21 protein-coding genes are annotated in these 26,292 nt (G+C 47.0%); 4 read left to right on the forward strand and 17 right to left on the reverse strand.

Going from position 1 to position 26,292, the window contains the following annotated elements:
• Positions 1 to 120 precede the first annotated feature (120 nt).
• From ACUVJL_RS15395 to ACUVJL_RS15420, 6 genes are all read right to left on the reverse strand, one after another.
• On the reverse strand, positions 121 to 333 hold the full coding sequence (locus ACUVJL_RS15395; protein ID WP_445246640.1) for an RRXRR domain-containing protein: 213 nt from the start codon (positions 331 to 333) through the stop codon (positions 121 to 123).
• Positions 334 to 791: 458 nt separating this feature from the next.
• A complete protein-coding gene (locus ACUVJL_RS15400; RefSeq protein WP_445246641.1) occupies positions 792 to 1,367 on the reverse strand; it encodes a DUF3727 domain-containing protein in 576 nt (191 codons plus the stop codon).
• Between the two features lie 316 nt (positions 1,368 to 1,683).
• Positions 1,684 to 2,142 carry a Holliday junction resolvase RuvX gene (gene ruvX / locus ACUVJL_RS15405; protein ID WP_445246642.1) on the reverse strand — a complete coding sequence of 153 codons (459 nt, stop codon included), beginning with the start codon at positions 2,140 to 2,142 and terminating at the stop codon, positions 1,684 to 1,686.
• A 244-nt stretch (positions 2,143 to 2,386) separates the two neighbouring features.
• Positions 2,387 to 3,712 (reverse strand): GNAT family N-acetyltransferase, encoded by a 1,326-nt coding sequence (locus tag ACUVJL_RS15410; protein ID WP_445246643.1) that lies wholly within the window; start codon positions 3,710 to 3,712, stop codon positions 2,387 to 2,389.
• A 191-nt stretch (positions 3,713 to 3,903) separates the two neighbouring features.
• Complete coding sequence (locus tag ACUVJL_RS15415) at positions 3,904 to 5,085, reverse strand: F420-0:Gamma-glutamyl ligase (protein ID WP_445246659.1); 1,182 nt, start codon at positions 5,083 to 5,085, stop codon at positions 3,904 to 3,906.
• Positions 5,086 to 5,341: 256 nt separating this feature from the next.
• Positions 5,342 to 6,313: a PstS family phosphate ABC transporter substrate-binding protein gene (locus tag ACUVJL_RS15420; RefSeq protein WP_445246644.1), complete on the reverse strand. Its 972-nt coding sequence runs from the start codon at positions 6,311 to 6,313 to the stop codon at positions 5,342 to 5,344.
• A 408-nt stretch (positions 6,314 to 6,721) separates the two neighbouring features.
• Here ACUVJL_RS15420 and ACUVJL_RS15425 point away from each other — a divergent pair, with 408 nt between their 5' ends.
• Positions 6,722 to 7,750, forward strand: a complete 1,029-nt coding sequence (locus tag ACUVJL_RS15425; RefSeq protein WP_445246645.1) for a hypothetical protein — start codon at positions 6,722 to 6,724, stop codon at positions 7,748 to 7,750.
• Between the two features lie 259 nt (positions 7,751 to 8,009).
• On the opposite strand, the gene ACUVJL_RS15430 is transcribed toward ACUVJL_RS15425, so the two are convergent.
• Complete coding sequence (locus tag ACUVJL_RS15430) at positions 8,010 to 8,750, reverse strand: SIMPL domain-containing protein (protein ID WP_445246646.1); 741 nt, start codon at positions 8,748 to 8,750, stop codon at positions 8,010 to 8,012.
• A 152-nt stretch (positions 8,751 to 8,902) separates the two neighbouring features.
• Here ACUVJL_RS15430 and ACUVJL_RS15435 point away from each other — a divergent pair, with 152 nt between their 5' ends.
• Positions 8,903 to 9,286, forward strand: a complete 384-nt coding sequence (locus ACUVJL_RS15435) for a YkvA family protein (protein WP_445246647.1) — start codon at positions 8,903 to 8,905, stop codon at positions 9,284 to 9,286.
• Between the two features lie 439 nt (positions 9,287 to 9,725).
• On the forward strand, positions 9,726 to 12,092 hold the full coding sequence (gene pcrA, locus ACUVJL_RS15440) for a DNA helicase PcrA (RefSeq protein WP_445246648.1): 2,367 nt from the start codon (positions 9,726 to 9,728) through the stop codon (positions 12,090 to 12,092).
• Positions 12,093 to 12,180: 88 nt separating this feature from the next.
• On the opposite strand, the gene ACUVJL_RS15445 is transcribed toward pcrA, so the two are convergent.
• The 7 genes from ACUVJL_RS15445 to ACUVJL_RS15475 all read right to left on the reverse strand — a co-directional run bounded on the left by ACUVJL_RS15445 (position 12,181) and on the right by ACUVJL_RS15475 (position 22,599).
• Entirely contained in the window at positions 12,181 to 13,503 is a 1,323-nt protein-coding gene (locus ACUVJL_RS15445) for an FGGY-family carbohydrate kinase (protein WP_445246649.1), read from the reverse strand.
• A 206-nt stretch (positions 13,504 to 13,709) separates the two neighbouring features.
• Positions 13,710 to 13,919 carry a type II toxin-antitoxin system HicB family antitoxin gene (locus ACUVJL_RS15450; protein WP_445246650.1) on the reverse strand — a complete coding sequence of 70 codons (210 nt, stop codon included), beginning with the start codon at positions 13,917 to 13,919 and terminating at the stop codon, positions 13,710 to 13,712.
• Between the two features lie 286 nt (positions 13,920 to 14,205).
• The gene (locus ACUVJL_RS15455; RefSeq protein ID WP_445246651.1) at positions 14,206 to 15,642 is read right to left on the reverse strand and encodes a protein kinase domain-containing protein; all 1,437 of its coding nucleotides are present in this window, start codon (positions 15,640 to 15,642) and stop codon (positions 14,206 to 14,208) included.
• Positions 15,643 to 15,939: 297 nt separating this feature from the next.
• Positions 15,940 to 17,115 carry an FAD-dependent oxidoreductase gene (locus ACUVJL_RS15460; RefSeq protein WP_445246652.1) on the reverse strand — a complete coding sequence of 392 codons (1,176 nt, stop codon included), beginning with the start codon at positions 17,113 to 17,115 and terminating at the stop codon, positions 15,940 to 15,942.
• Positions 17,116 to 17,406: 291 nt separating this feature from the next.
• Positions 17,407 to 18,492 carry an RNA-guided endonuclease InsQ/TnpB family protein gene (locus ACUVJL_RS15465; RefSeq protein ID WP_445246653.1) on the reverse strand — a complete coding sequence of 362 codons (1,086 nt, stop codon included), beginning with the start codon at positions 18,490 to 18,492 and terminating at the stop codon, positions 17,407 to 17,409.
• A gap of 181 nt (positions 18,493 to 18,673) precedes the next feature.
• Entirely contained in the window at positions 18,674 to 20,509 is a 1,836-nt protein-coding gene (gene ilvB / locus ACUVJL_RS15470; protein ID WP_445246654.1) for a biosynthetic-type acetolactate synthase large subunit, read from the reverse strand.
• 803 nt (positions 20,510 to 21,312) lie between these two features.
• Positions 21,313 to 22,599, reverse strand: coding sequence for an MFS transporter (locus ACUVJL_RS15475; RefSeq protein ID WP_445246655.1), 1,287 nt, complete (start codon positions 22,597 to 22,599; stop codon positions 21,313 to 21,315).
• A 350-nt stretch (positions 22,600 to 22,949) separates the two neighbouring features.
• Here ACUVJL_RS15475 and ACUVJL_RS15480 point away from each other — a divergent pair, with 350 nt between their 5' ends.
• A complete protein-coding gene (locus ACUVJL_RS15480; RefSeq protein WP_006633346.1) occupies positions 22,950 to 23,288 on the forward strand; it encodes a P-II family nitrogen regulator in 339 nt (112 codons plus the stop codon).
• Between the two features lie 144 nt (positions 23,289 to 23,432).
• On the opposite strand, the gene rdgB is transcribed toward ACUVJL_RS15480, so the two are convergent.
• From rdgB to ACUVJL_RS15495, 3 genes are all read right to left on the reverse strand, one after another.
• Positions 23,433 to 24,023 (reverse strand): RdgB/HAM1 family non-canonical purine NTP pyrophosphatase, encoded by a 591-nt coding sequence (gene rdgB / locus ACUVJL_RS15485; RefSeq protein WP_445246656.1) that lies wholly within the window; start codon positions 24,021 to 24,023, stop codon positions 23,433 to 23,435.
• A gap of 15 nt (positions 24,024 to 24,038) precedes the next feature.
• On the reverse strand, positions 24,039 to 24,659 hold the full coding sequence (locus tag ACUVJL_RS15490) for a hypothetical protein (RefSeq protein ID WP_445246657.1): 621 nt from the start codon (positions 24,657 to 24,659) through the stop codon (positions 24,039 to 24,041).
• Between the two features lie 262 nt (positions 24,660 to 24,921).
• A partial coding sequence (locus tag ACUVJL_RS15495) for a phosphoglucomutase/phosphomannomutase family protein (RefSeq protein WP_445246658.1) occupies positions 24,922 to 26,292 on the reverse strand: 1,371 nt, incomplete at its 5' end.

The raw sequence follows: 26,292 nt of genomic DNA on the forward strand, positions 1-26,292 counted from the left end.
AGCGTCGCATTTTCCGGTATCGTGACTCAAAAAACGTAGGTCTAATCCTGTCTCTGGTAAGGTTCGGGCTTTCTTCTTGCACCGCTCGGAACGAGCCGGACTTCCCAAAAGCCCCCGCTTTTAAGCGTGGGGTTCCTTACGCTTACTACCTGGGTCAATGCCAACTGCAATTGGTTGATAGTTGTGGCTTAAAGGTTTTGCATTCAGTCGAACACAAAATACTCCTTTTTTAAAAAACGGCGTAGCTTTGCCCGATTCGATCCAACGTCTAGCCCGAGCAGGGGTAGTTGGCATCAGGGGACGGTTATTGCTGCCTACAACTGGTACAAACATTGACGGTAAGTCCTATTTCTAGGTGTATATTTCCCTTCGCCACTGACCACCAGAGAGGTTAAAAACGCTGCGGTGGCATTCTTAACGTCTGGCGGGATAGCACTCCCAGGCAGTTCAGTAAATTGGCTAGACACTTTTTTAGTCCTGAATTAAGAAGGTGGTGAGTCTTGCTCTTTTCAAGCCCCACGCCTTCAGGCTGGGGTTAGTGACAGTCCGTTGTCCTGGATAAGCGGCGGTTAACTAGCGACTAATGACTGATGACCTGCGATTGATGACCCAAAAGTTACGGATACAAGCCCTTTAAAAGACCCAATTCACGCGGTCCACTTCAAAAGCCCGAGCCTAAAGGCTGAAGGCACAATCTCGAAAAATTTCGATCGGGCGAGCAGTTTACTTTTTTTATAAAATAGTAAAAAATTCTGCTTTTTGCCGTCAAGCCTTCTGCCTGCAATTAATATCTAATCAAGCTCGTCAAAGAACTGGTCTTCCAGCATAGGCAACATCGGTTCCAGCCTTTGAAACTCTTCTTCCGAGAGCAATTCTGGCTTGCCGTCATCATTCATTCTAGCCAATATAAAGAACGGGTCGAGAGGCGTATAAATGGCATATTCCTGCTCTTCGTGGTAGAAGCTGGTCAGCCACATCAGCTCCTCGAACTCGGACTCCTCATCCGGATCGGCATCGGATGCCATATCGTCTTCGGGAAATTCCGGCAATTCGCCAACCACAGTCAGCGTCACCGCCGTGCGTCGGAGGGTCAAGTTCTGCTCTTGCAGCACAACTCTAGCTGTATCAAAAATTTTGTCAATTTCGGTCTCGTCTTCTACAGGAATTGCTGCTTCGTCGGTATCGTCTCCCTGCCAAGTAAAAATTTCTACGGGTGAGTCAATCGGAAGCAGCAAAGCGTATTCTTGACCTTCTAGATTCATAGAATATTCTATGTTGCAAGTTAGCGATCGCCCAACTTCATCCGTCAGGGTGACGGACTCTTCGTTGGAATTGCTATTATCTTTGCGGTATGGGGATGAGGACATCGCGTGTATCTTATTTTCCGTCAATAATTCAGTAACGTTTGCTTGACAATTGGGAATTTTCGTGGCGATATTATGGCTAATCGGGCGACAATCGCCAGTCCACAAGTTTAAACCGCGAGACTCCCGGCATTTTCCACAGGCGAGGAGTGCTGCGTTTCAATCTCAGTCGAGTCCGCAAGCGACACTGAGGAGAAATCACAATTTTGTGCTTCTTCAGTACCGAGGGTACAGCAAAATTTTCTCCAGTGTGTCAAGGGTTACAGGTGTGCTTCGCTTTCCTTGCACAACCAGGATATCACGCCTCTGTTACAAGCTATCAAGGATTGCCAATTGCGCTGATATTTTGCCTCCGCTCGTCCAACCACTGCTGCAAAATCAGGGCGGCTGCTTTGCGATCGATCGAACCCTTATTTTGCGACACCGAAATCCCTGCAGCTTTCATCAATTCCTCTGCCTCAACCGAAGTCAGGCGCTCGTCCACATACTCTAGGGGGAGCTCTAAGGCTTGGGCGATGCGATTGGCATATTTCTGCACCTGTCGGGCTTGGGCGCCCAATTCTCCGCTCAGGGAGTATGGCAAGCCAGCCACTAAAATTTGCACTCTCCGCTGTGAGACGAGCTCTCGGAGATAAGCTACGTCCCGATCGAAGGACGATCGTACCAGAGTTGTAATGCCCGTAGCTATTAAACCGGTGCCGTCACATCCGGCGATGCCGACTCGTTTGAGGCCTATATCTAATCCCAGTGCTGAAATCCATAATTTCTCGTTGGACATTATCAATCAATTTTAGATTTTAGATTTTAGATTTTAGATTTTAGATTTACTGTTTTTTTTGCGGAAATTATCTTATTTAACGAACCGCGAAGACGCGAAGTGCGCGAAGGAAGAAGAGAAGAGAAGAGCAGAAAGTAAGAAAAAAATAGTTGATGCGACCTTACTTAATGGTAGGGTGCGCCCAAGAGCAGAGACTGCTGCTTGGATGAAAAATTTCCTACTTTCTGCTTTTCACTATTAAGTATTAACTTTTCTTTTGGGAGCCTTCGTCTAGAGGCAATTCGGGCAATTTTAGAGGCAAAATGCTGCTGATATCTGTTGCTGCTGATTCGGAATTATGGAAGTTCAAGGGGTTAACTTGATTCGTTTGGCTGTTTCCTGAGTCAGCCAACAGGGACTTTATCTCCGAGGACGCGGGCCCTGCTGTGGCTTCTCCAGCCATCGGGCCGAGCCAAGACATCCTGCCCGGTACGGGTTTGCGAGTTGGTTGGAAGCTTTGCAGCATTTCTGATAGCTGGAGTCCTTCGAGAGAGACCAACTTGGACTCGCGCAATTTGTGCCACACCGATCGAGACATTAGCAAACTGTGTTCCACGCGCACTGCTCCAAATTGCTCTAAATAAGCTTCCCGTTCCGGCTGATAGTCAGCGGAAGCCAGTTGCAGGCTTTGAACCGGGAAATCTTGAACAAGCCGCGCCATCTGGGACAGCAGTTCCGGGTAAAGCCAAGTGTAGGCAGGGTGTACCGTCAACTGGGCGACGTGCGGTTGGTGGCCGTTGCGGGATAGCTGCACCTGAAAATAGCCGATCGCGGCTTTCCGCTGCGGTTCAAACACGTAACCGCTGACTACCTCTGTTTTGCCCAGCCACTGTCTGACACCTTCGACTAAAGCGCCTAAAAAACTGGTTTTGAAATCTTGAATGTGGCGATCGAATACTTGGCGCACCAGCGGCGGCATAGACGCGGTATCGAGTTGGTAGAGCAACTGAGCGTCCGCGTTGCTGACCGGCAGCAGGTTCGGCAAATCTGGCGTCGAGGAAGCCATGGACAGAAGGCGTTCTGGGGCGATCGTCCAGTAAGTCATCTGGGCCAAAGGCTGAAACCCGTTCTGCCGATACAAAGCCAGGGAAGTTTTGTCACCGACATTCACCTCCAACAGCCATGTCCGCGCCTCCCAGACTGCCTCAAAGCAGTACCGCAGCAGCATTGAACCAATTCCTTTGCTGCGGGCTTCCGGGTCTACTCCTATGCGATCGATCCGCCAAGTGCTGCGGGTGCGGTTGAAAGGAGAAATCTGAATTATGCCCTTAACTTTCCCTTCTTCTTCGGCCACGTGGGCACGGAACAGGGACTGACAAGGGTTGGGAAACCAGCTAAAAATCTTTAGCAGTCCGTACCAGCGACGAATCTGCTGCAACTTTCTACCTAGTACCAAGTCGCAGCTTGCGCCTTTGCGGTTTTCTGGCTCGTCGGCTGTTTCCGCACACAATTGTTCCATCGCCTCGATGTCGCGATACTGAAACGGGCGAATCACAACCTGGTTTGGGTTTTGGGAGGGAAATGAAGTCATAGGATGAAAGTGGGGAAGGGAAATTTTAAAATAAAAATTCAGAAAGGGGAAGAGTTAGGGAAGTTTTGAGTTTTGAATCCATAAATTTTGAGTTCAAAACTTAAAACTTTTGAGGCTTCTCCCTTTCTTGCTGGATCGAAAATTAAAAATTTCAAACCATCTTTTTGAATTTTTAATTTTCAGTTTTCAACTCAATATTTTTGTGGCAGAGGTCGAATTAAAACGACTGGTGTTCGCTCGTCAGCATTCCCGGCGGGGTTGCTGCGCAAGGCTTGCTCTAAAAATGTTACCGATAAATCGGAGGTCGCTGCTAATATCTTAACTGCTTTCAAGTCATTAGCGTCTACGATCGCCGCCGCAAGTCCGGTTTCTCGTTGAATTTCTTCTACAACTTGCTGGGGATTGTCCGGGCCTAGGACAATAAATTGGTCGAAGGGAGGCAAAGTCCCGGTAACGTCGTCGATCAGCCTTGCTTGTTCCCCTGCAAGTTGGTAAAAGACTCCCGGTTTGCCAAATATTTTGGCCGCAGCGCCGATCGCAAATGCTGCTACTACGCGCCAAGGCCCAACTACATCAACCAAAGTCTGCATCCCGCAAGCCGTTGCCAAACTCGACATGGGCAAGAAAAACAAGCACACTCGCTTTGCCGCCCATCCGGGTTTGACTTCGCTGGGATGGCGATAGCGTCCCTGCATCAAAGCTAGGGGAGTTTCTGCCAAGGCGACAATATCGCCTTTCTGGGCGCGCGGCAGCACGTACCGTTTGACAATTTCGACGGGATTGTCCAATTCCGCCAGTATGTGAGTGCGAATCGGCAAGACTTCTGCAACCCCGACATTTCGGGCGATGGGTACGGTGTCCGTGTTGGGAAATTGCAGCGGGACTACTACGTTACGGACTTTGGGGATGCGCCCGCCCGGGCCGTAGGTGACGAAGTGTACTTGCACCCAAGCTGATTGCAATTTGGTTAAATCTTGCCCTTGAATGTCTACAGAGACTTTAATTTTCGTGGTTTTTTGCGCTTTAACAATATAGCCGAACCAGTAATCGTCTGCTCTGGCTACTGCGTCTTTGTGGCAAGGAATCACCTTTGTCTGGGAAGTAACGCCATCTAAATTTCCGTCTGAGAGCAGTTTCACCTGTGCCCGCACTTCCGGCAACATAATCTCAAACCGCTGTGTCAGGTTGCGGAACTCCATTTCCCCGACTAAAAGATAGCGGTTGGGTTCGGATATGGCTAAGTGCCATTCTCCGGCTGTGAGTTCTAGTTTATTTCCACGGGGAAGGAGGCGATAGTTCAACTCTAGGCCTAACCCGCCCAATGCCAGCAGCGAACCGGCTGCTGCGACTCCTGTTGCTAAAGTCTCGATCACTCTAATTACCGCCCATAATATTTTGTGTTTACTGTAGTCGATATCGGGTACTTTGAGCGCTGATCCGGTAGTAATTTGAGGTTGTGGGGGTTGTTGGGGGCGATCAAACTTAGTGAGTCGATCGCCAATACAGATAATTTTTCCTGCTTCCGAAGCTGGCAGCCGCGTATTGACTAGCAATCGGTAGAAGTGATTGAAGCGCTCGCGCTCTGCCCATGCAGGTAAAGTCTCCTGCCGCCGTGTTACGAAAGTTTTCTTAGCGAATTCTGACAAATCCCGCCTTTTGAATCATTTCCTGACCCTGTTCTGTTAGCAGTAAATTGGCATAAGCTTCTCCGGCTTGTTGGTCAACTTGATTGTTCTTTTTGACAATTACAAACAATCGCCGAGTTAAGGGATATTCTCCGCTTAAAAAAGCTTCTGTGTTCACTTCATTACGCTTATACGGACACTCAGACAGCGGCACAAAAGGTAGTTTATAAGGTCGAATTAGTTGATTCAAGTTCCGACCGATCGGCAATGTTTTGATTTGACATTGCGATACCAATAATGGAGCCGAAGCTTCAAATATTCCTCCTGGATCGGCGGCAAGTTTACGAATAGCATCGGTAGGGGTTGATACTATTTCAAGATTGTTTCCTTTATCACCTTGTATGGCGTAACGCTTAATTCTTAAATTAGGGCCACCCACTTGATTCCAATTGGTTATTTTACCTGCATAAATATCATCTCTTTGCTGCGTTGTTATGCCTGGAATATTTAAGCTTGGGTGAACTGCGATTGCTCTCCCATCAATGGCTACTGGAACTTCTACTAAACTAAAGCCTCGTTGTTTTGCTTGTTCGTATTCCCGATCTTCAACTGGGCGAGAAGCATGAGAAAAAGACAATTGATTGTCTAATAACATACGGATACCTGAACCCGTACTAGGCGTACCTTGATTCGCTTGAGTGTAGCGCAGTTTAAATTGAGGCCAAACGGTTTGAATTTCTGGATCTAAATCCCGTCTAATTGTGGCCCAAGTCGTGCTACCGCCATAACTAAATAGTCCGTTTGGGACGTTTTTGATTTGAGTAAAATTTTTACCCTTAGATTGGTCGGTTTGATTGGTTAAAGTCTCTGTTGTGGAAGCAGAATTACTGGTAAACCACCAAAAAACCAAACCGATTAAGCCACTGGTAATTATGAGGGCTAAAACTAGAGATGCTGTTTCGTTTTTTGGAGTCATAACTGACATTCGTGAATTAAGCGATAGACATGACTAACACAAACTCCTTCATTTTAACCTGCAAGCGATCGAGTTGAGCAGCAGTTGATTTATCTTACAGCATATTCCAGATTCATGAAGTACAGTAGCAGCTATGTTGTGTGGTACGTTTTATGTAGGGTGCGTCGCTGCCGCGGCAGGTTCAATGGAACTTGCAGATTGTTGATGGCGACGCACCTTACTTACTACAAACGCGCGCTTCCAGCTTTGTCCAAGTAGAAGGAACAGCGAGCAGCTAGCGCCGTAGCGGTCAGTACCTTTGAAAATCTACTTCTTAAGTAACAGTCAAAATCTCGTTCTTGAGCCGTAGATTTTATTTGGAAGTAAGAGTTAACGTAGTGAATGTAGTAGTAATACCCAAGCATATCTATGACTGATAATAAGCAGACTTTTAACCAGCCTGAATCCAATCCTGACTTCCAGGAAAAGAATGTTGACAATAGCGAAAACCAGCAGATTCAGGCTCAGACTAGCGAAAATACAGAATCAAACCAAGATCAATCCTCAGGCTCAGGCATTGGTGCGAGGATAGCTGGAGCAGCAGTCGGTGGTGTACTCGGTGCTCGCTCTGGAGGAATTCTTGGTGCTGTAGCAGGCTCAGTTGCTGGCGCTATTATTGGTAAAGGTACTGCTGATACGGTTAACCGTGCTGTAGATAATTTAGGGGATGCAGCACACACTGTAGCAGACGGTATTAAACACACTGTAGAAGAGCTAGGGACAGTAGCAAAGGAAACTGCTGAGGAACTTAAACCATCTATCAAAGCTACAGCAGAAGCAGTCAAGCAGACAGTTGAGGAAACTAAGCCTTCGATTACAGGTATAGCCGAATCAGTCAATCAGACAGTTAAGGAAGCCAAGCCTTCTGTAGTAGATGCAGTCAAAAGCGCATCCGAGGAAGTCAAACCTACGATTAGAGAAGTAAAAGATTCAGTCAAGCAGACAGTGGAAGGTGTCAAGCCTTCTATACAAAGTGCCGCGGACTCTATTAAGAGCACTGCCGATGAAGTTAAACCTTCTGCTAAAGCTGTAGCTCAGGAAATTGAGGGTGCCACTAAGGATATTAGATCGACTGTAAAAGATACAGCGAGGGCAGTTGAGCCATCTATAAAAAGTGCAGCCGAATCTCTTCAGTCATCGGGCAAGAGTGTAGCTGAATCAATCAAGTCATCTGCTCAAAGCGCAGCCGAATCTGCTAAAGGTGCAGCGCAGGATGTTAAGTCCTCTGCCCAAAATGTAGCCGCATCTTTTAAAGGTGCAGCGCATGATGTTAAGTCATCTGCCCAATATCTAGCCGAATCCGCCGAGGAAAATATGGATACGGATATTCACATCTCCGGCAGTCCTGAAGTCAAGGAAAAAGTGGTCATTCATGACAACAGAATAATTAAGGACTAGCTAAAGTAAGGACTTAACTCCAGCTTGTTAAAGCTAGCCCTAAGAGAGTTTAATAGAGAGTGGATCTTAGAAAAGAGTCCACTCTTTTGTGTGTATGAGGAATGCGATCGCCTAGGGTTTAACGGAGAGTCTATTGATTGAGGAACTCTCCCCCTGAAGAAGGAGAGATTCCGTTCATTGTTCATAATAGGTTGTAGCCATTTATAAATCGAGAAATAGTTAGGGTGAAGCTGAGGTGCCCAGTTCAACCCCTAACTATTTAATATCCAAATTGCAAAGTCACAGAAGCTTCAATCTGCTGTTCCCCTCCCACCACAGGCGTTGTAGCATCAGCAACAGCAGCGCGAGAAGCAGCCAACTGCCGGTACATAGGAGGCGGCGCGCTAGCACCGTTGACTTGAATGTTGAGAATCTCTCCCCGCTTGAGGTTGAGGGCGCTAAAGACTGCATCCGCTTGCGCTTGAGCGTCTTGAGTTGCTTTTTTGAGTGCTTGTTTTTGAGCTTGTTCGATCGCACTTTCGGCGGCCACAAAGCTTACACCTTGAATTCGCGTTGCTCCCGCTTGCACTGCATCGTCGAGCAAAGTGCCAGCAGATTGAGTATTAAGGCGAAAACTGACGGTATTTGTAGCAATATACCCTATTAGCCGCTGCTGGTTGTTTTCGTAGGTGTAACTCGGGCTCAGGGTGATGCCGGTCGTTTCGAGTTTTTGCACTTGGCGCGATCGCAGCAATGCTACGACAGCCGACGATCGCCTCGCCGCTTCCTGCTGCACCTCGGCCGCCGTTTTCCCCTGCACCTCAACCCCCAAAGCAACTTGAGTCTGGGTTGTCGGAATCGCTTCCACACCCCGCCCAGTGACACTCAGCGTTCTAATCCGCTGTTCTTGAGCAGCCGCCGCATCTAATCCCAGGAAACTCACGAGAGTTAAGGTTAAACACAACGCTGTTAGCAGACTACGGAAATTAATGCGATCGCCACGTTGCAAATTTGAATTCATAAACTTGATTCTCCTCACATACAACAGATGCTATACTTTACCTTCCCACTGAAATTGCTAAATATCCGCCTTGTTACATTTTTAGCAACTAAAAATATTCTAAGTCATTAGTCTAAGTCATTAGTCATTAGTCATTAGTCATGAGTCATTATATGCAATCCTTAAAACAAGCTGCCCGCCGACTCAAAAAAGAGACTTACGCTGTTTATTTAGCAAGTACAGACCAGAGAGTACCAAGGTACGCCAGAATTTTAGCAGGTCTTACGGTTGCCTATGCTTTTAGCCCGATCGACTTAATTCCTGACTTCATACCGGTTCTCGGCTACTTGGACGATTTGATAATTGTACCTTTGGGAATTTGGCTGGTACTGAAGATGATTCCGCCACAGGTTTTAGCCGAGTGTCGGGAAAAAGCAGCCGCAGAAATAGAGCGAGGAAAACCGATAAATCGGGCGGCCGCTGCTGTAATTATTGCCATCTGGATTGGCTTGGGAATATTATCTGCAATTTGGCTAAAACAACTATTTAAACGTTAAAACAAAACTATTTATATTACCCAAAATCAGGACACGGCAGTGCCGTTTCCCTACAATTAATCGGGCGATGGTTACATTTATCATTGAGTTCGATGGATTATTTTGGGGTAGGGAAACGGCATTGCCGTGTCCGACCTTGCCTATCATATCGTTTCCGGTTGCATCGGAATGATTTAACCGCAGAGAACGCAGAGAACACAGAGGGAGATAAGAGAGATTAATAATTCCGATGAAGAGCGGATTTGATATCATTTTTTATTCAGTGCAACCGGAATTCATATTACCTTAAACAACTCGCTTAGCCCAAAAATATTTAAAGTTCTAAAAATCACCGTTCTAGTTATAATATATGGTGCAGCGCACCTTACGTTGAAAAAACTCGCGGTATCGCATACCAAGTATTATTTACCCCTTAAAAAATTAAACTAACTTTCTAGCTATGACTCAAACCACTGATTTCCTCAGCCACCTCAACCCATCTCAGCGCCAAGCAGTCGCCCATTATAACGGGCCGCTGTTAGTAGTAGCGGGCGCTGGTTCCGGCAAAACCCGAGCTCTAACTTACCGAGTTGCTAACTTAGTTCGCACCCATCGAGTCGATCCTGAAAATATTCTGGCGGTGACATTTACAAATAAAGCCGCCAGGGAGATGAAAGAAAGAATTGAGAAATTGCTGGCAACTCAGCAAGCTGAAGCGGAATATGGCAAACCTTTGGTAGAGTTGACCCCGGATGTGCAAACGAAATTGCGATCGCACATTTACCGCACAATTACAAAACACATTTGGATGGGGACTTTTCACTCTTTGTGCGGCCGGATTCTCCGCTACGATATTGAAAAATACCAAGACGAAAAAGGCCGCCAGTGGAAGAAAAATTTTTCGATTTTTGATGAGTCAGATGCTCAAAGTATCGTCAAACAAATCGTCACCAAAACCCTGAACCTCGACGACAAGAAATTTGACCCGCGAAAAGTCCGCTATGCCATCAGCAATGCTAAAAATAAAGGTTGGTCACCTGAAGAATACCAAGCAGCAGAACCGGATTATCGAGGTCGCGTGATTGCCGATGTTTACAGTCGCTACCAAGACGCCTTAGCAGCCAACAATGCCCTAGATTTTGACGACTTAATCCTCGTTCCCGTTAAACTTTTGAGCCAAAACGAGCAAGTATTAAGTTACTGGCATAAAAAGTTTTGCCATATTTTAGTTGACGAATACCAAGATACCAACCGCACTCAATACGATTTGATTCGGATGTTGGTGACAAATAACGCCGACCCCAAAAACTTCGATAAATGGCAAAACCGCTCGATTTTTGTCGTGGGCGATGTCGATCAATCAATTTACAGCTTTCGGATGGCAGATTATACCATCTTGCTGGAATTTCAAGAGGATTTCGGAGATGGTTTGTCCGACGATAAAACTCAGACAATGGTAAAATTAGAGGAAAATTATCGATCGCGCGAAAACATCCTGCAAGTGGCGAACCACTTGATCGAACACAATACCGAACGGATCGAGAAAATTTTGCGCCCGACTCGCGAACCGGGAGCTCCGATTGTTGTCTGGCGGGCAGACAACGAATTAGATGAAGCGGAATTTGTAGCAGGGCAAATTCATACCTTAAAGCGCCAAAACTCCGAATACGAAAACGGCAGTAACTTTGCGATTCTCTACCGCACAAACGCTCAATCTCGATCCTTTGAAGAAGCGTTAATGCGTTTAGACATTGCCTACAATATTGTCGGTGGCCTCAAGTTTTACGATCGCAAAGAAATCAAAGATATCCTAGCATACCTGCGGGCCCTTGCCAATCCCGACGATAGCGTCAGCCTCAAACGCATCATCAATACACCCCGTCGCGGCATTGGGGATACCACATTTTCCAAAATCGAAGACGCTGCAACTCAGTTAGGCATTCCCCTGTGGGAAATCCTCAGCGATGAATCTTCTGTCAATACTCTAGCAGGGCGATCGGCAAAAGCTATTATTAAGTTTGCCGAAATGATTGGTCGTTGGCAATCGCAAGTTGAAACTCTGCCGGCTTCGCAAATTGTCCAAGGAATTATCCAAGATTCAGGCTACATTGAAGATTTAAAAAATCAAGGAACCGAGGAAGCAGAAAACCGCATAGAAAACGTCAGAGAATTGTACAATGCAGTGCTACAATTTGAAGAACAAAACGAAGAACAGACCCTGACATCATTTTTAGCAAAAGCATCTTTAGCATCCGATTTAGATGACTTGCAGGAAGAAGATTCCCGCGTGTCGCTGATGACGCTGCACTCAGCCAAAGGGTTAGAATTTCCCGTAGTATTTCTAGTCGGAATGGAACAGGGTTTATTTCCCAATTTCCGCAGTTTAGACGACCCGAAAGCGATCGAAGAAGAACGCCGTTTGTGCTACGTCGGCATCACTCGCGCCCAGGAATTGCTATTTCTCACCCACACTCGCGAACGCCGCTTGTGGGGAGGTTTCCGGGAACACTGCACCCCTTCGCTATTCTTAGGAGAATTGCCGACACATTTGCTGGCTGGAAGTGCGAAGAAAACTAAAGCCGGGAAAACGGCTGCATCTAAAGGAAAAACTAATAATTTAGCAGCAAATTCCGGCATTTCTCAACCGGGAAACAATGGACAATCGGCAGATTGGCAAACCGGCGATCGGGTTTTTCATCATGCTTTTGGAGTTGGAGAAATTACCCACGTTTTGGGAGAAGGCGATAAAACTAATCTGGCAATTAAGTTTTCAGGTTTGGGCAGAAAAATCATCGATCCCAGAACAGCTAAGTTGCAGCGAGTGTAAGTAAAAATATAGCAAAGCATCTGCGTTAATCTGCGTTAATCTGCACACATCTGCGGTTTCCCATCCATCAAAGATTTATGCAATAACCCTAACCTGTCACACCTCGCATTGCCAATAACGCCGCCCCATAAGCAGCCGCAGTATGAATTGGCGTTTCAACAGGTACTTTTAAATAACGCTTTCTAATCGCACTCCAAACAGAATTTTTTGCCCCCCCGCCAGCAGTATAAACTTTTGTCAAAGGAGTTGCACCGAATTCTTGCAATAATTGATATCCCCGCGCTTCAATCCGCGCTATACTTTCTAGCAAACCGTGCAGAAATTCCACAGAATCAGCAGGACGCGGTTCGAGTCGGGGCGGCAAATTCGGGTCATTAATCGGAAAGCGATCGCCCTTTTTCAACAATGGGTAATAATCCAGCAAACTCTCTTGTGCTGGATCAATTTGTGTGCTATAATTATCCAACTCAACATAAGTAAAAAAGTGTCGCAGCACCGCACCTCCCGTATTAGAAGCACCTCCAACTAACCACAAATCGCCTAATTTATGACTGTAAATCCCGTATCTAGAATCATCTACGCGGGTCTGACTTAACAGTTTGACTGCTAAAGTAGAACCGAGAGAAGTTACTGCTTCCCCTGGTAAATTAACGCCACTTGCTAAAAATGCGGCTATGCTATCGGTTGTCCCAGCACAAACCATACAATCGCGGGGAAAACCGAAGCGATCGCCCACTTGAGCTCTCACTTCCCCCACAGGCGTGCCCGGTGCGACAACTTGCGGCAATTCAGGAGTTGCAGCGCCAGCAATTCCCTCTATCAGCCACTTCGGATAGCACAAAGTATCAACATCAAAACCGAGTTTCAAAGCATTGTGATAGTCGCTAATTCCCAATTTCCCGTGCAGCATCCATGCCAGCCAGTCAGCTTGATGCAGGAAATAAAGCTTCTCAACCACAGGCAAGATGCCTGTTCCACAAAAGCTCAATTGTTTTGTGGGGTGGGCTTCTAGCCCGCCCTCCTGCAACCACAGGAGTTTGGCCAGACTCGATGTAGCGCTCAATACTGTGTGGTTATCCGGCGCGATCGCCCGCAACCTCTCTGTCACCGCTGCACCGCGCGCATCATTGTATAAAATCGGTTCGCATACTGGTATACCGTCGGTATTGCACAGCATGACAGTGGAAGATGTGCCGTCAAGGGCGATCGCCCTTACCTGATTGCGGATTGTTGGGGGAATTTGCTCGATCGAATCCCACAGCGCATTTTGCCACACCGAGGGCAATTCAGGCTGTTGTTGCCCGTTGTTGGCAAAAGTATATTCTGTCTCACAATGTATTGTACCCTGGGAGTCTATGACAGTCGATCGGGCGCCAGTCGTGCCGAAATCTATTCCCAAATAAAGATTCATTTGTTACTCCCGCGAATTTTCCTATATCTCAGAAACCGGGTTTTTTTACGAAAATCTTTCGTTGTCACCCACAGATTAGGTAAAAAACCCGGTTTCTTTGGCATTAGTGCGTAAGTTCATAGCTTAAGCATGGGGGCTAGAAACCCGGTTTCTACGAGTTTTGCGTTGAGTGACGAGAAATCTAGAAAGAAACCGGGTTTCTGAGATTACCGTGCTTCGACATACTCACAAAGCGTAGTTGGTTCGGGAATCGGTAAACCTTCTTCTCGCAATCCTTCTAAGTGAAATTCGATTGCTTCTTTAATTTGCTGCTGTACTTCCGCAAGGGTAGCGCCTGTGGCTGCACATCCGGGTAAATCTGGTGGATATGCTGAATAATTATTGGGTGTTTTTTCAATCACAATGGCATAACGCATTAGTTGATACCCACGGGTGGTCAGAAACCGGGTTTTTTTACGAAAATCTTTCGTTGTCACCCACAAATTAGGTAAAAAACCCGGTTTCTTTGGCTAACTGCTATGACCCAAAATTCGCGACTCTGTTGTTTGATGAGTGAGCCTACCTTACCCTCTTTCAGGTAATTCAATAGATGAGTACAGTTATACGAGTGACGTAGCAGGTAATGAAATGACGAAAAGCCTATAACTTCGTAAAAAAAGGTTCGATAAAAAAGACTTGACAAGGGGCTGAAATCGTTATAGGTTACAGATTACAACTCTCGACGCGAGAGAAGAATCCTTCCCAATCCCATAACCCTGCAGCTACCATCAACGTACGCCCAACGGGCACGCCGCCCTGCCACGGCCCGACCGCCCAGACCGCCAACCCCGTCGGGAGGTGGCCATGCTCTGCTCTGAGATTAAAGGTCAGGTACTCTAAGTCCAACCAACTTCCTCCTTTTCGCCAACCGAGGCGATCGGCCAGGTTGTCTTCAATCTCCCAATCCTCTTTACCGCATACTTCCCACCAGATTTGTTTCTGGACACTAAAGCCGAAACGACCCTGACTGTATTTTACCCACAACTGGTCGATCGTCCGTAAATCATCGCAAGGAAAATTATCAATTGATTGCCGATCAAAATAACCTTCCTTCTCCCGTCTAGCAGCTTTCAGCATCACCTTCAGCGTTTCCCAATCCGCCTCTTCCCACTCCCCCGCCGCCAATAAATCCCGCAGATCAGTATAGTCAACACCCCGTGCTGATTTAAGGGAGTCTGGTGTTTGAGGTGATGGTTGAGGTGATGGTTGAGGTGATAATTGAGGTGAGCGAGTACCAATATCCTGCAAAACTTCAGTAGCAGATTGATAACGTTTTTTAATAGCAGGTTGTATCATTTTATCTAAAATCTGACCCAGTTCCGAACTGACAGATGTTTTTAAGTGTTCTCGCCACACCCACTCAAACTCGCTATCATCGAATAAATCAATCGGCTCAACCTGAGTTAACAGACACAGACAAGTCACACCCAGACTATAAATATCACTAGCATGAATCGGTTTACCGTTGGCTTGTTCTGGTGCCATATATCCAGCCGTCCCGATTCTCGTTCCCGTTAGCCCTAGAGCCGTTTGTGTCGCATATTTCGCGGCTCCAAAGTCAACTAAAACCAATTGCCCATCTTGCCGAAGAATAATATTTTCTGGCTTGATATCTCGGTGAATAACTTGGCGAGAGTGAATGAACTCGAATACTGGCAGTAAATTATTAAGCAACTTGCGAATCTGCGTTTCGCTAAAATATCCCTTAGATTCTAGTGTTTGGGCTAAATTTTCACCGTCGATGAATTCTTGGACTAAATACTGCCGTCCATCTTGACTAAAATATGCTAATAATTCGGGAATCTGAGAATGTTTACCCAACTGTTCTAGGCGTACTGCTTCAAGAGCAAATAACTCAGTAGCTTTCTGGATACTAGAAGTGCCTTGAAATTGGGGGTAAAATTGTTTAATAACGCAGGGAGGTTTTGAGGGTTTATACTCGTCAACAGATAGAAAAGTGCGCCCAAATCCCCCTTGTCCAATAATTTTTTTCGCTCCGTAGCGATCGCCCAATAGCAGTTTATTCCCACATTTTTGACAAAATTTTGTAGAGCCAGACGGATTTTGGAATAGGCAATCAGGGTTTAGACACTGGCTCATAAAATATGCTTAGAGATTACAGATTAAAGCTCTCGATGCGATGCCAACGGACATCGTGTTAAATGTGGAACAGCAGATCCAGGTAAGGACACGGCATTGCCCATTAGTGTCAACTCAACCCCCATTCAAAGTATAGATAACTCGCCCTTGTGCTGTTGCCCATATTAATTGCTCTTCATGGGTGCAACGCCTGATTATTCGCTTCATCAGTAGTGGCTACATCAATCCCTGCATTTCCGAGGGCTTTGACTAAGGAGCGATCGAGAATATCGTTATCTCAATATAAACAAATTTTGCTTAAGAGTAACTCCCCTTGTGTCTGCGAGCAGCTAAGGCTAATTCAAAGCCTGCCTTGAGTTGGTCAGCTACGTCCGGGGAATGGGATGCTTCTCCTCCTTGCCTTGCTTTGAGTTGTAACGGTGTGGCGATCGCAATCCGTTCCTCTTCATAGTCCGTAAGAGCTTTAGCAACAGAAAGAGTATCCTGTAAGTTGAGCCCGTTGAGTTTTTTTGTTAAAGCAACAGCATCCTCAAATGCCATAGTAGTCCCTAATCCTAAGGACGGTCGCATCGGGTGAGCCGCATCCCCTAATAAGGTGATTCTCTCTCTATCCCCCCATTGGGATACTGGTTCCCGATCGAACACGCCAGTTTCCACAATGGTGGTAGGGTCAGTTGCTCGAATAACCCTTTCAACAAACGGAGTCCATTGGTCAAAAACTTGGAGAACCATAGCTAAAACATCGGTACTCTTCTCTGTAGTCGGATGGAGTGCAGTCCCTGTCCAAGCCAGTACCTCGGGTCCTGCATCCATAATCCAAAAATTTTTCTGGTCTCCGACCACCAGTTGAAAACCAGCCCCTTCTGCAAAGGGTTCAGCGAGGGGGGCTAGGATTTGACGGGGCAAGATTCCTCGCCAAGTCATGGTTCCAGTGTACAGAGGCGCACCATCTCCCACGGTAAGACCGCGAACCGCGGAGTAATACCCATCGGCACCAATTAACACTCGTGCGCCAACATCGGGCTGATTCTCAAAGTGCAAACGTAAGGCAGCCTGGGACGGATCAGCGACCTTAGTGAAGTTGACAAACTTATGGTTAAGGTGAAGGGATACGGTAGGTGGCAGTGTGTTGTGCAATGAGGTTTGTAGGTTATACCACGCTAGCCAAGTGAAGGGAGTACCAGCCAAGGGCGATTCATCAGAAAACAGAACCTCGCCATTGGGTCTCATCAGCAGTTGTCGCTGTGGGTTGGCACCTAAGGCACGAACTTGGGTAGCGAGATCGGCATCGATCAGACCCAATGCCTTATACCCGGCTTCTGCCAACCCTAGGGCAGCGCCGATGGGACGTAAAGCTCTAGCTCGTTCAAACACAGCTACCGAAAAACCTAAATTGGCTAGCCCGTGGGCTGCACATAGTCCGCCGGGTCCTGCACCAATAATGGCGATATCGAAAGTTGGGGTTTCAGTCATGAATTGTGTTGAGAGATTTCGGACTTGTGTGTACGGGGTAGCCTTAAGAAGGGGGGACAGGAGTCCGATCGCGCGTCCCTCTTCTTAAGGATGCCAGGGGGATTGGGACTCGGCGATCGACCAGAGATACAATTGTTTTCAGGCGATGCTTGACACCTATGGACTGACCGTTAGATAAGACCTATTCACAACTACTCACAACTCGACAAATCTACTCATGTGTAGCTGGAAGCTTACTTCCTGCTTCGCTCTGGCAGTGTCGGCACTCACCAGTCCGCAGGCTAACCCCGTCTAACTGACGGTTTTTGACAAATTAATCGCTGCGTTCAAATCGCGGTCAATCTTGAATCCACAATGGGAGCATTCAAACACTCGCTTGCCCAAGGAAAGTGTTTCTTTTTTAATTCCGCAATTAGAGCAGGTTTTGCTTGATGGAAACCAACGGTCAACTACCACCAACTTTGAACCATATAATTGGCATTTGTAGGTTAGCTGTCTGCGAAACTCAAAGAAACCCATATCAGCAATAGAGGCAGCCAGCTTATGATTAGCCATCATCCCAGATACATTCAAGTCCTCTATGACAATTACACCGTGGTTTTTGGCAAGTATTGTCGTTAACTTGTGCAGCGTATCCGAGCGGATTTTAGCTATTTTTCTGTGCAATTTAGCTAGGGCCAGTTGTGCCTTTTTCCAGTTATTTGAACCGATGACTTTATGGCGATTGAGCCACTGCATTCTTGATAGCTTGGCTGCGGATTTTTTGTAGGATTTAGTACCTTGAACCACTTCACCTGTCGAAAGAGTAGCTAATGTTTTAATGCCAAGGTCAACCCCTATGATGCTTGTGTGGCATACCTCTTGCTGTTTTACGTCAAACCTGAAACTGATAAACCACCTGTCCGCACTCCGGGATATTGTGCAGGATTTCATTAATACTTGCGGTAGCCTTTCATAAGTCTTAAGAATGCCAATTACGGGAACTTGGATCTTATTGTCACCCAAAATTTTCACCGTTCCTTCCAATGTGAAAGAGTCCCGTTGCCCTTTCTTCTTAAACTTTGGCACTCCCGCAGTCTTATTAAAACACCGTTTCCACGCTTCACGTAAAGCCATTAATGCTTGTTGTGGCGTAGATTTAGAGCATTCGTAATACCAAGGATTTTCTGGCTTCACCATAGCTACTAACAGTTTGTGCAGGTCGATAGCTGTGGGAAACTTCAGTCTTTCATTGGGATTGGTTTTGTTGTGGTCGAGAAGGTTTTTGGTTAACCACAACCCCCAATTCCAAGCATGACGCGCTACTCCACAATGTTTTGCTAACTGTGTTCGTTGTCGGTCGTTTAGTTTTAGCTCGGTCTTAAAACCTAGCAACATCAAGCCACCTCCTTAAAGTTATTACTGAGATGCCTAGTTATTTTGCGGCGTCTCCGATGCTGATTGTCATTTCTTCTGGAATGTCGCTCATGGTAGTTTCTGTTAGAGACTACATTTCATTATTATCATTCCAGAAGAAATGACAAGAGGTGATAAGAAATTTGGCTACAGTTTCTTGCCCTTAAACTTTTGTCCCGCACTCAGGACAAAACTTATTGCTCGAAACATTCTTCGCGCCGCAACTCGGACAATAAATCAACTCGGCAGATTGCAACTTGCTACGTTCGGGCAAACCAACCATTTGAGCGTTGCTCTTACCTGGAACTACCATCGGATAGCAGTTTTCGTCCCTCGTCACCTTGACGTTCATCAGCACCGGGCCGTCGTGAGCGAGCATTTGACCGATCGCCTCTTTGAGTTCCTCCGGCCGCGAAACCAGCATCCCCTTCACGCCATAAGCTTCAGCCAGCTTCACAAAATCCGGCATCCCCACAGTCATATTCGACGACGAATAACGCTCCCCATAGAACGCCTGCTGCCACTGCCGCACCATGCCTTGCCAGCCGTTATTTACAATCACAATTTTGACATTAATGCCGTATTGTGCTAGCGTTCCCAACTCTTGAATATTCATTTGCACGCTAGCATCGCCAGCAATACAAATCACTTGCTCATCGGGTAGCGCCATTTTCGCGCCCATCGCCGCCGGCAGCCCGAAACCCATCGTTCCCAAACCAGCGCTCGAAATCCAGCGGCGCGGCCCGTTGTTCAAGAATTGAGCCGACCACATTTGATGTTGACCGACATCTGTTGTGTAGTAAGCATCCGGCGCTTGATTCGCCAACTCCGAAATCACCTCTTGCGGAGACAAAATGTCTGGGTAATGAGGCACAACTAACGGATAGTCCTGTTTCCAGCGATAGATCCTGTGCAGCCATTCCCCAGTTTGTCCGGTCTTCCCCGAAACTCCAGTTTCCCGACAGCGGCGCAGCAAATCGAGCAAAACTTGGCGGACATCTCCGACAATCGGCACGTCAGGGCCGCGATTTTTACCTACTTCCGCCGGGTCGATATCGATGTGAATCACCTTAGCGCGGGCGGCAAACTCGTCTAATTTGCCCGTCACGCGATCGTCAAACCTCGCCCCCACAGCAATCAGCAAATCGCACTCGGTAACGGCAAAATTAGCGTAAGCAGTGCCGTGCATCCCCAGCATTTTCACCGACAAAGGATGGTTTTCGTCAAAGGAACCTTTGCCCATCAGCGTTGTCGTGACCGGCAATTGGAAAAGTTCGGCGAGTTCCTTAATTTCCTCGTGGGCCCCCGCCGCGATCGCCCCGCCGCCGACATAAAGCAAAGGACGCTTTGCTTCCTTCAGCAAATGAATCGCTTGATTAATTTGCCGAGGATTTCCCTTCACCGTCGGCTTGTAGCCCGGAATTCTCACCGATCCGGGTTCCACGGGCAGATAGTCAAATTCTTCTAAACCCACATCCTTGGGTACGTCAATCAACACCGGCCCGGGCCGCCCTGTACTGGCGATGTGGAAAGCTTCAGCCACAATTCGCGCCATATCTCTCGGGTCGCGCACTACATAAGAATGCTTGACAATTGGCAGGGTAATGCCGTAAATATCAGTTTCCTGAAACGCATCAGTGCCGATCGCCGGACGGGCAACCTGACCGGTAATAATTACCATGGGGATCGAATCCATGTGGGCCGTCGCAATCCCCGTCACCAAATTAGTTGCGCCCGGGCCCGAAGTAGCGAAACAAACCCCAACTTGTCCGGTAGCGCGGGCGTACCCGTCAGCCGCGTGAGCCGCGCCTTGCTCGTGTCGCACCAAAATGTGTTTGATCGCACCGGTTGCTTCAGCGAGGTAGAGTTCGTCGTAAAGCGGCAGAATTGCGCCGCCGGGATAACCAAAAATATGCTTGACGCCGTGGCGGATTAAGCTGTCGATCAAAGCAAATCCACCAGTTGCACGCCTGACGGTCACTTTAGTTTTTAGTTGCACAGAATTTCCGTCCTTAAACTAATTATGATTTTTAATGAAAGCTTTTATACTACTTTAATCTCAATTAATGAAACTAGGAAAATTTAAGTGGTGAGATTTTAGAAAAGATTTCGCGATCGGACATTTATCGCCAGGTCAACATTTGTGGAACAGCAGAGCAAGAAAAGAAACGGAGGAAATCGCGGTTTGTCTGCCGGTTTACCGCGATATGACCCTTGTATAGCATTAGTTTCGATCGGCATTCGACAAGAAAAACAATGGTTGGCAATGCGAGAACCTCAATAGCGCCAGGGCGGTTGCTATGTTAGAGATCGATCGCAAAAAGAAAGCCCTCGAACCTCTTCCCATTGGTATCAACAATCGCCTAAAACCCTTGATAAATCTTGTTTAGACGCGAGTCTCGATCCCGCTGGCATTCCCGTTCTTAAGGGAAACTAAAGAGAATGCTTTGGTTCCCCCTGAGATGTTGCACCATTCTCAATAAGCTTTTTATGAACAGGCTGGACGGCCTGTTCCACAAGAAAATTCACTCTTTGTGGAACAGGCATCTTGCCTGTTCTTGAGAATGGTGCAAGATGTGAGTTACCCCCAACTATCAGGGGATCTGGGCAATCATCGTCAAACAGTAGCTCGGTATTACATTTGACGTTAAGTTGACACCCATCCCCTCTTCTATCTTCCTTCTTCCTGACATCCGTTACATCCGTTACAGAATCCGTTGCCGAACTTCCTTCTTCCTGACATCCGTTACATCCGTTACATCCGTTACAGAATCCGTTGCCGAACTTTCTTCTTTGCAAACTTCACACAACATCCTGCAAGACTTTGCGGGTATGTCGCCAAGCTGCCATCCCCATCACCGAGACCAAAAAGCCCAAACTCAGCAACACGATCCGCAAGCCGAGGTCATCCGAGCCGACGGCTTTACTGACAGCATCCGTCAGCGGGCCGGTCAGTGCTAAAGGCAAGCTCAGAGCAATATTAATCGCATTATTCTCCAAGCCAAAGACTTTTCCCCGCATAGATTCTGGAGTTTTTTCTTGAATCAGAGCTTGCATCGGGCCGTTAATTAAGGAAGCGCCAAAACCGAACACAGCGCTCAATCCGAATCCCACCCACAACTGTCTGACAAAGGCAAACATTGCTAATACAAAACCCATCATCAAAAAACCGATTAACGGCAGAGGTTTTTGGTGGAAGCTTGCGCCCCAGTGTCCCAAAAAGGCTGCGCCGAAGACCATTCCGACTCCCGCTGCAGCCAGCAAAAAGCCAAATTGAGTTTCTTTGAGACCTATTTTGCCTGAAAGCGCGATCGCCAGCACCTGAAGCGCGGCAAACACGGAATACAAAATCGTCAACTGCACCATCGCGTTGCTGACAAGGTGATTGTGTTTCAAATACCGCAAACCTTCTTTGAGGTCTTGCCAAGGATGGACGTTTTTGCCACTGCTGCCGGGATGAGATTCTTTGATCCGCATGGCATAGATCAAACCTGCTGATATCAGGTACAACCCGCCCAGCAAAAACTCTTGAGAAGCTGGTCCGAAGCTATGTTTGACCCAACTAAACAGCGGTTCGCCGATCGTCATCCCGACAATAATCCCGCCCATTGTGGACGAGGCGAACAGGGCATTTGCTGACATCAGTCCCTCTCGCCCCACGGCCAGGGGGATAGCGGCCGCTTCTGCGGGAGCAAAAAATTGCGTTACGGTAGAGACTAAAAACGTCATCGTCAACAAAACGACAAAAGCTTTGGGCAAAAACGGCAAAGCTACAATCAACAACGCTCGAATCACGTTGCAGGCGATCAGCATTTGCTTTTTGGAAAAGCGGTCTACGACGATACCTGCCGCCGAACCAAATACGATCGCCGGCAGCGTGTAGGCGATCATCACCGCTGACAGCATAGAATGTTCCGTATTCTGTCCTGGTGTGTAACCGCCTGTTTTCAGGAGGATAATCAGCAATACATAAAAGATTTTATCCGCCACTTGGGCCAACAACTGGCCCGTCCACAAGGCGAGGAAGGGGCGATTTCTCAGTAGGGCATCAAGCCCGCTGCGGTCAGGGGGAGGGCTGGCTGGGTGCATAGGAATAGTTTAACTGACCGCCTCTGGCAATTATCGTTTTCAGCAATACGTGCAAATCTCCCTCTTCGTAGTGGAAACTCGGAAAACTCCTGTCTCCTGCGTTCTTTTTCTGTTTTAGCAGATCCGTGGTTCCCGGCTTGGGTCTTTTTCACTCTACCGCGATCTGCCCGAGCTAGCGAGTCCGCCCCCCGGCAAATGCGAGAATATTGTTAAAGATTGGCGTGCATCTCATCGCGAGTACAAAATAAGGTAGTATATTTTACAAAATACTTAATCCTAGCAGTGATATGAAAAGATGTCACGCGATTTAAGTAATATAACGAAGGTACTAACTGTTAGGAGTGAGAAACTTGAAAAAGGTTGAAGCTATTATTCGCCCCTTTAAACTAGACGAAGTGAAAATCGCACTCGTCAATGCTGGCATTGTGGGGATGACTGTTTCTGAAGTTAGAGGTTTTGGCCGTCAGAAGGGCATGACTGAACGCTATCGCGGTTCTGAGTACACCGTTGAGTTCTTGCAAAAGCTCAAGGTCGAGATTGTTGTGGAAAACGATCAGGTTGACATGGTGGTTGATAAAATTATCGCTGCTTCCCGGACGGGCGAGATTGGCGACGGCAAGATTTTCATCTCTCCTGTAGAACAAATTATTCGGATTCGGACTGGGGAAAAGAACTTGGAGGCAATCTAAGATACTGGGGCATTGGGCATTGGGCATTGGTAATTGGTCATTGGTAACTAATCATTGCCAAGGAAAAACCTCTTTCCTGTTTAGTTCTGATACCTAAGTGTCAATATCCAATGCCACAGTTACCCCCGGGTTTGGCTTTTTTCCTCATGAGGGGTTGACAAGGTTCGCCATTTGTGGTAAAAGAGCGTGGAAGGCTCGGCCGCGGTGAGAGTGCGATCGCTTGATATCGGGAGTCATTTCTGCAAAAGTCTGTTGCTGTGCGGGTACGTAGAAAATGGGGTCATATCCGAAACCTCCCGTACCGCGAGGAGTGTGGAGGATTTCGCCCCGACAAATTCCTTCTACTTGCAAGGCAATTGTACCGTCGGGACGGGCGATCGCGATCGCGCAAACAAATTGTGCTTCCCGGTTTTGTTCGCGAACCAATTCTTTGAGGAGTCGAGATATCCTGTCAGCATCGGTTTTCCCGTAGCGTGCCGAGTAAATCCCGGGTTGGCCGTTGAGTGCATCTACCATTAAACCAGAATCATCGGCGATCGACCATTTGCCCGTTGCTTTTGCCACTTCAGAGGCCTTCAAGCAAGCATTAGCAATAAAAGTTTCGCCTGTTTCCTCGATTTCCAACTCTTCCGGTTTGAGCTGCAATTCCCATCCCCAATCCTGAAGATAAACTTGCATTTCCTTGAGTTTACCCGGATTGCCCGTAGCTACAACTAGCAATTTGCGATCGGTCATTATTTCTCTTAAAACTTACGGCTCCATATTAACAAAAGATGGGGAAAATGGTTGCAACAAAATTCCCAAAATCTTATCAACATCTTGAATATAGTATTCAATCGGATCGATATAAACAGTAGTTTCCTCCAAAATCAAGAATTTCCAGTTAGTGCCCGTCGTCACCGCCCCGTAAATGCGATCGACCTCAGTGTCTTGGTTTTGATTGAAACATTGAGCCGCTACCATTGCAGCCACGCATTGACCCAAACCGCCAATAATATCTTCCTTTTTTGCCTCAAAAATTGTTATAACCGGAGCACTGATGAACAATTGTTCTGGAGATCCGCTAATAATATAATCGCAAAATCCTTGCAAGCCTCTTTCTGGATCGACAGTAAAATCCTTACCGGAAAAAAGAGAAACTCGTTTGTTTAACAATCGCCGAGCTTCTGCTAAAATCGGGGCAATCAAAAATTCCGAGCGAGCTTTTTCTGTGGAAATAAAAGTTGCTAGCGGTACATAATCGATCAGGATTGTTGTTAATATTTCGGAGGGTGAAACTGGTTTTGTATAAGCAAATAAATTTCGGCTTTCATCTAAGGTTAATCCAAAATCTTTTTTGACTCTCGCAAGGCTGAAATCGCTGTATGCCATTTGCTTTTATCCTAAAATTAATCTGATATAGCAATAGTATTTCATTGTGAGTAAGATTTTTTAATGAACCGCGAAGACGCGAAGGACGCGAAGAAGAGAAGAGAAAGAGTTCACAATTGAGGGGAGGGTTGGTAGGGTAATACTATTTTATTTATGAAGAAGATTTTTTTAACCGCAGAGGGCGCAGAGGACACAGAGAAATAGAGATTTGAGATTAACTCATCCGCGTTCATCTGCGTTTATCTGCGGTTGAAAACTCGGATTAATTATGCGCCCAATTTTTCGCCCAGTGTAAGTTTTGCATAACTTCTTTCAATGTCGCCGCTTCTGAATACAGCCGCAACACGGGTTCGGTTCCGCTAAACCGAATTAACAGCCAACTTCCGTCAGCTAAGCGGAATTTATATCCGTCAACTTTGTTGCAATTTACAACTGCTTTGCCGGCGATTTCTGTTAAAGGTTGATTTTGCAGCAGCGACAGCAAACGCGACCTTTCTTCCATGTTTGCTAAGTGCAAGTCTATTCTGTCATAAGCTGAAGTAAAGCTTGTTTCTTGTTGCAGTCGGCTGTAAATTTCGCTTAAGTCTTCCCCGGATTTGACAACTGCTTCTAACAAGTACAGGGCTGACAGCAAAGCATCTCGTTCGGGAATGTGTGTACCGTAGCCAATTCCTCCCGATTCTTCGCCACCGACTAAGACTTGGGTGGTTAACATTCGATCGGCTATATACTTGTAACCGATCGGCGTTTCAAATAAAGGCAAGTCGTACAGCTTGGCAATTTTGGGAATTATGTCTGAACCGCTGACTGTTTTGATGACTTCCCCGGTCAAGCCGCGCCGTGAAGCTAAATGTTCGATTAATATGGGAACTAGGATTTGTGAACTGAGAAAGTTGCCACTAGAGTCAACGGCTGCAATTCGATCGCTATCTCCGTCAAATACAAATCCGATCGACAAACCAGAGCTTTTTCGCTGGTGAGTGCGCATCACCCGAAATAACTGCGACAGGTAGCGCGGCAAAGGTTCCGGTGCACCGCCGCCGAACAGCGGATCTCGATCGCTGTTGACTTCGTGCACTGTTTCTTCTAAAATTTGAGCTAGTCCTCCTGCTGCCGCACCGTGCATTACATCTACAAATACTGTAATTTTGCCGCTGGCGATCGCCTCTTTAATTGCCTCAATATCTACCATTTCCCGCAAGGTTTTGCAGTAAGCCGGCCAAGGATTGAAATTCTCCAATTTGCCCGGATTTGCTGAAAGTGCCGCCGGATTTTCGAGTTTTTTTTCTATCTGTTGAGTAACTTCCGGCGAAACTGAACCGCCAAATCCGCCCTTGACTTTTAACCCTAAATATGCACCGGGATTGTGGCTGGCGGTCAGCACGATCGCACCCAAAGCATTTAATTGTTTGGCAGCTAAACTGAAAGCCGGAGTAGGGGCGTAGGATTCGCTCAGCAGCACGTCAAATCCTGCGTTTTGGACGGCAACAGCCGCTGTGAAGGCAAATTCTTCAGCCAGAAACCTACGGTCGTAACCGACAATTACGGTACCGCTGCTGCTGGTTTGTGCGAGAACTTGTGCCGCTAGGGGAGCTACTAACGCCACGCGATCGAATGTAAAATCGTCAGCAAT

Origin of the sequence: Microcoleus sp. OTE_8_concoct_300, assembly GCF_031383065.1 — a bacterium.
Lineage (GTDB): Bacteria > Cyanobacteriota > Cyanobacteriia > Cyanobacteriales > Microcoleaceae > Microcoleus.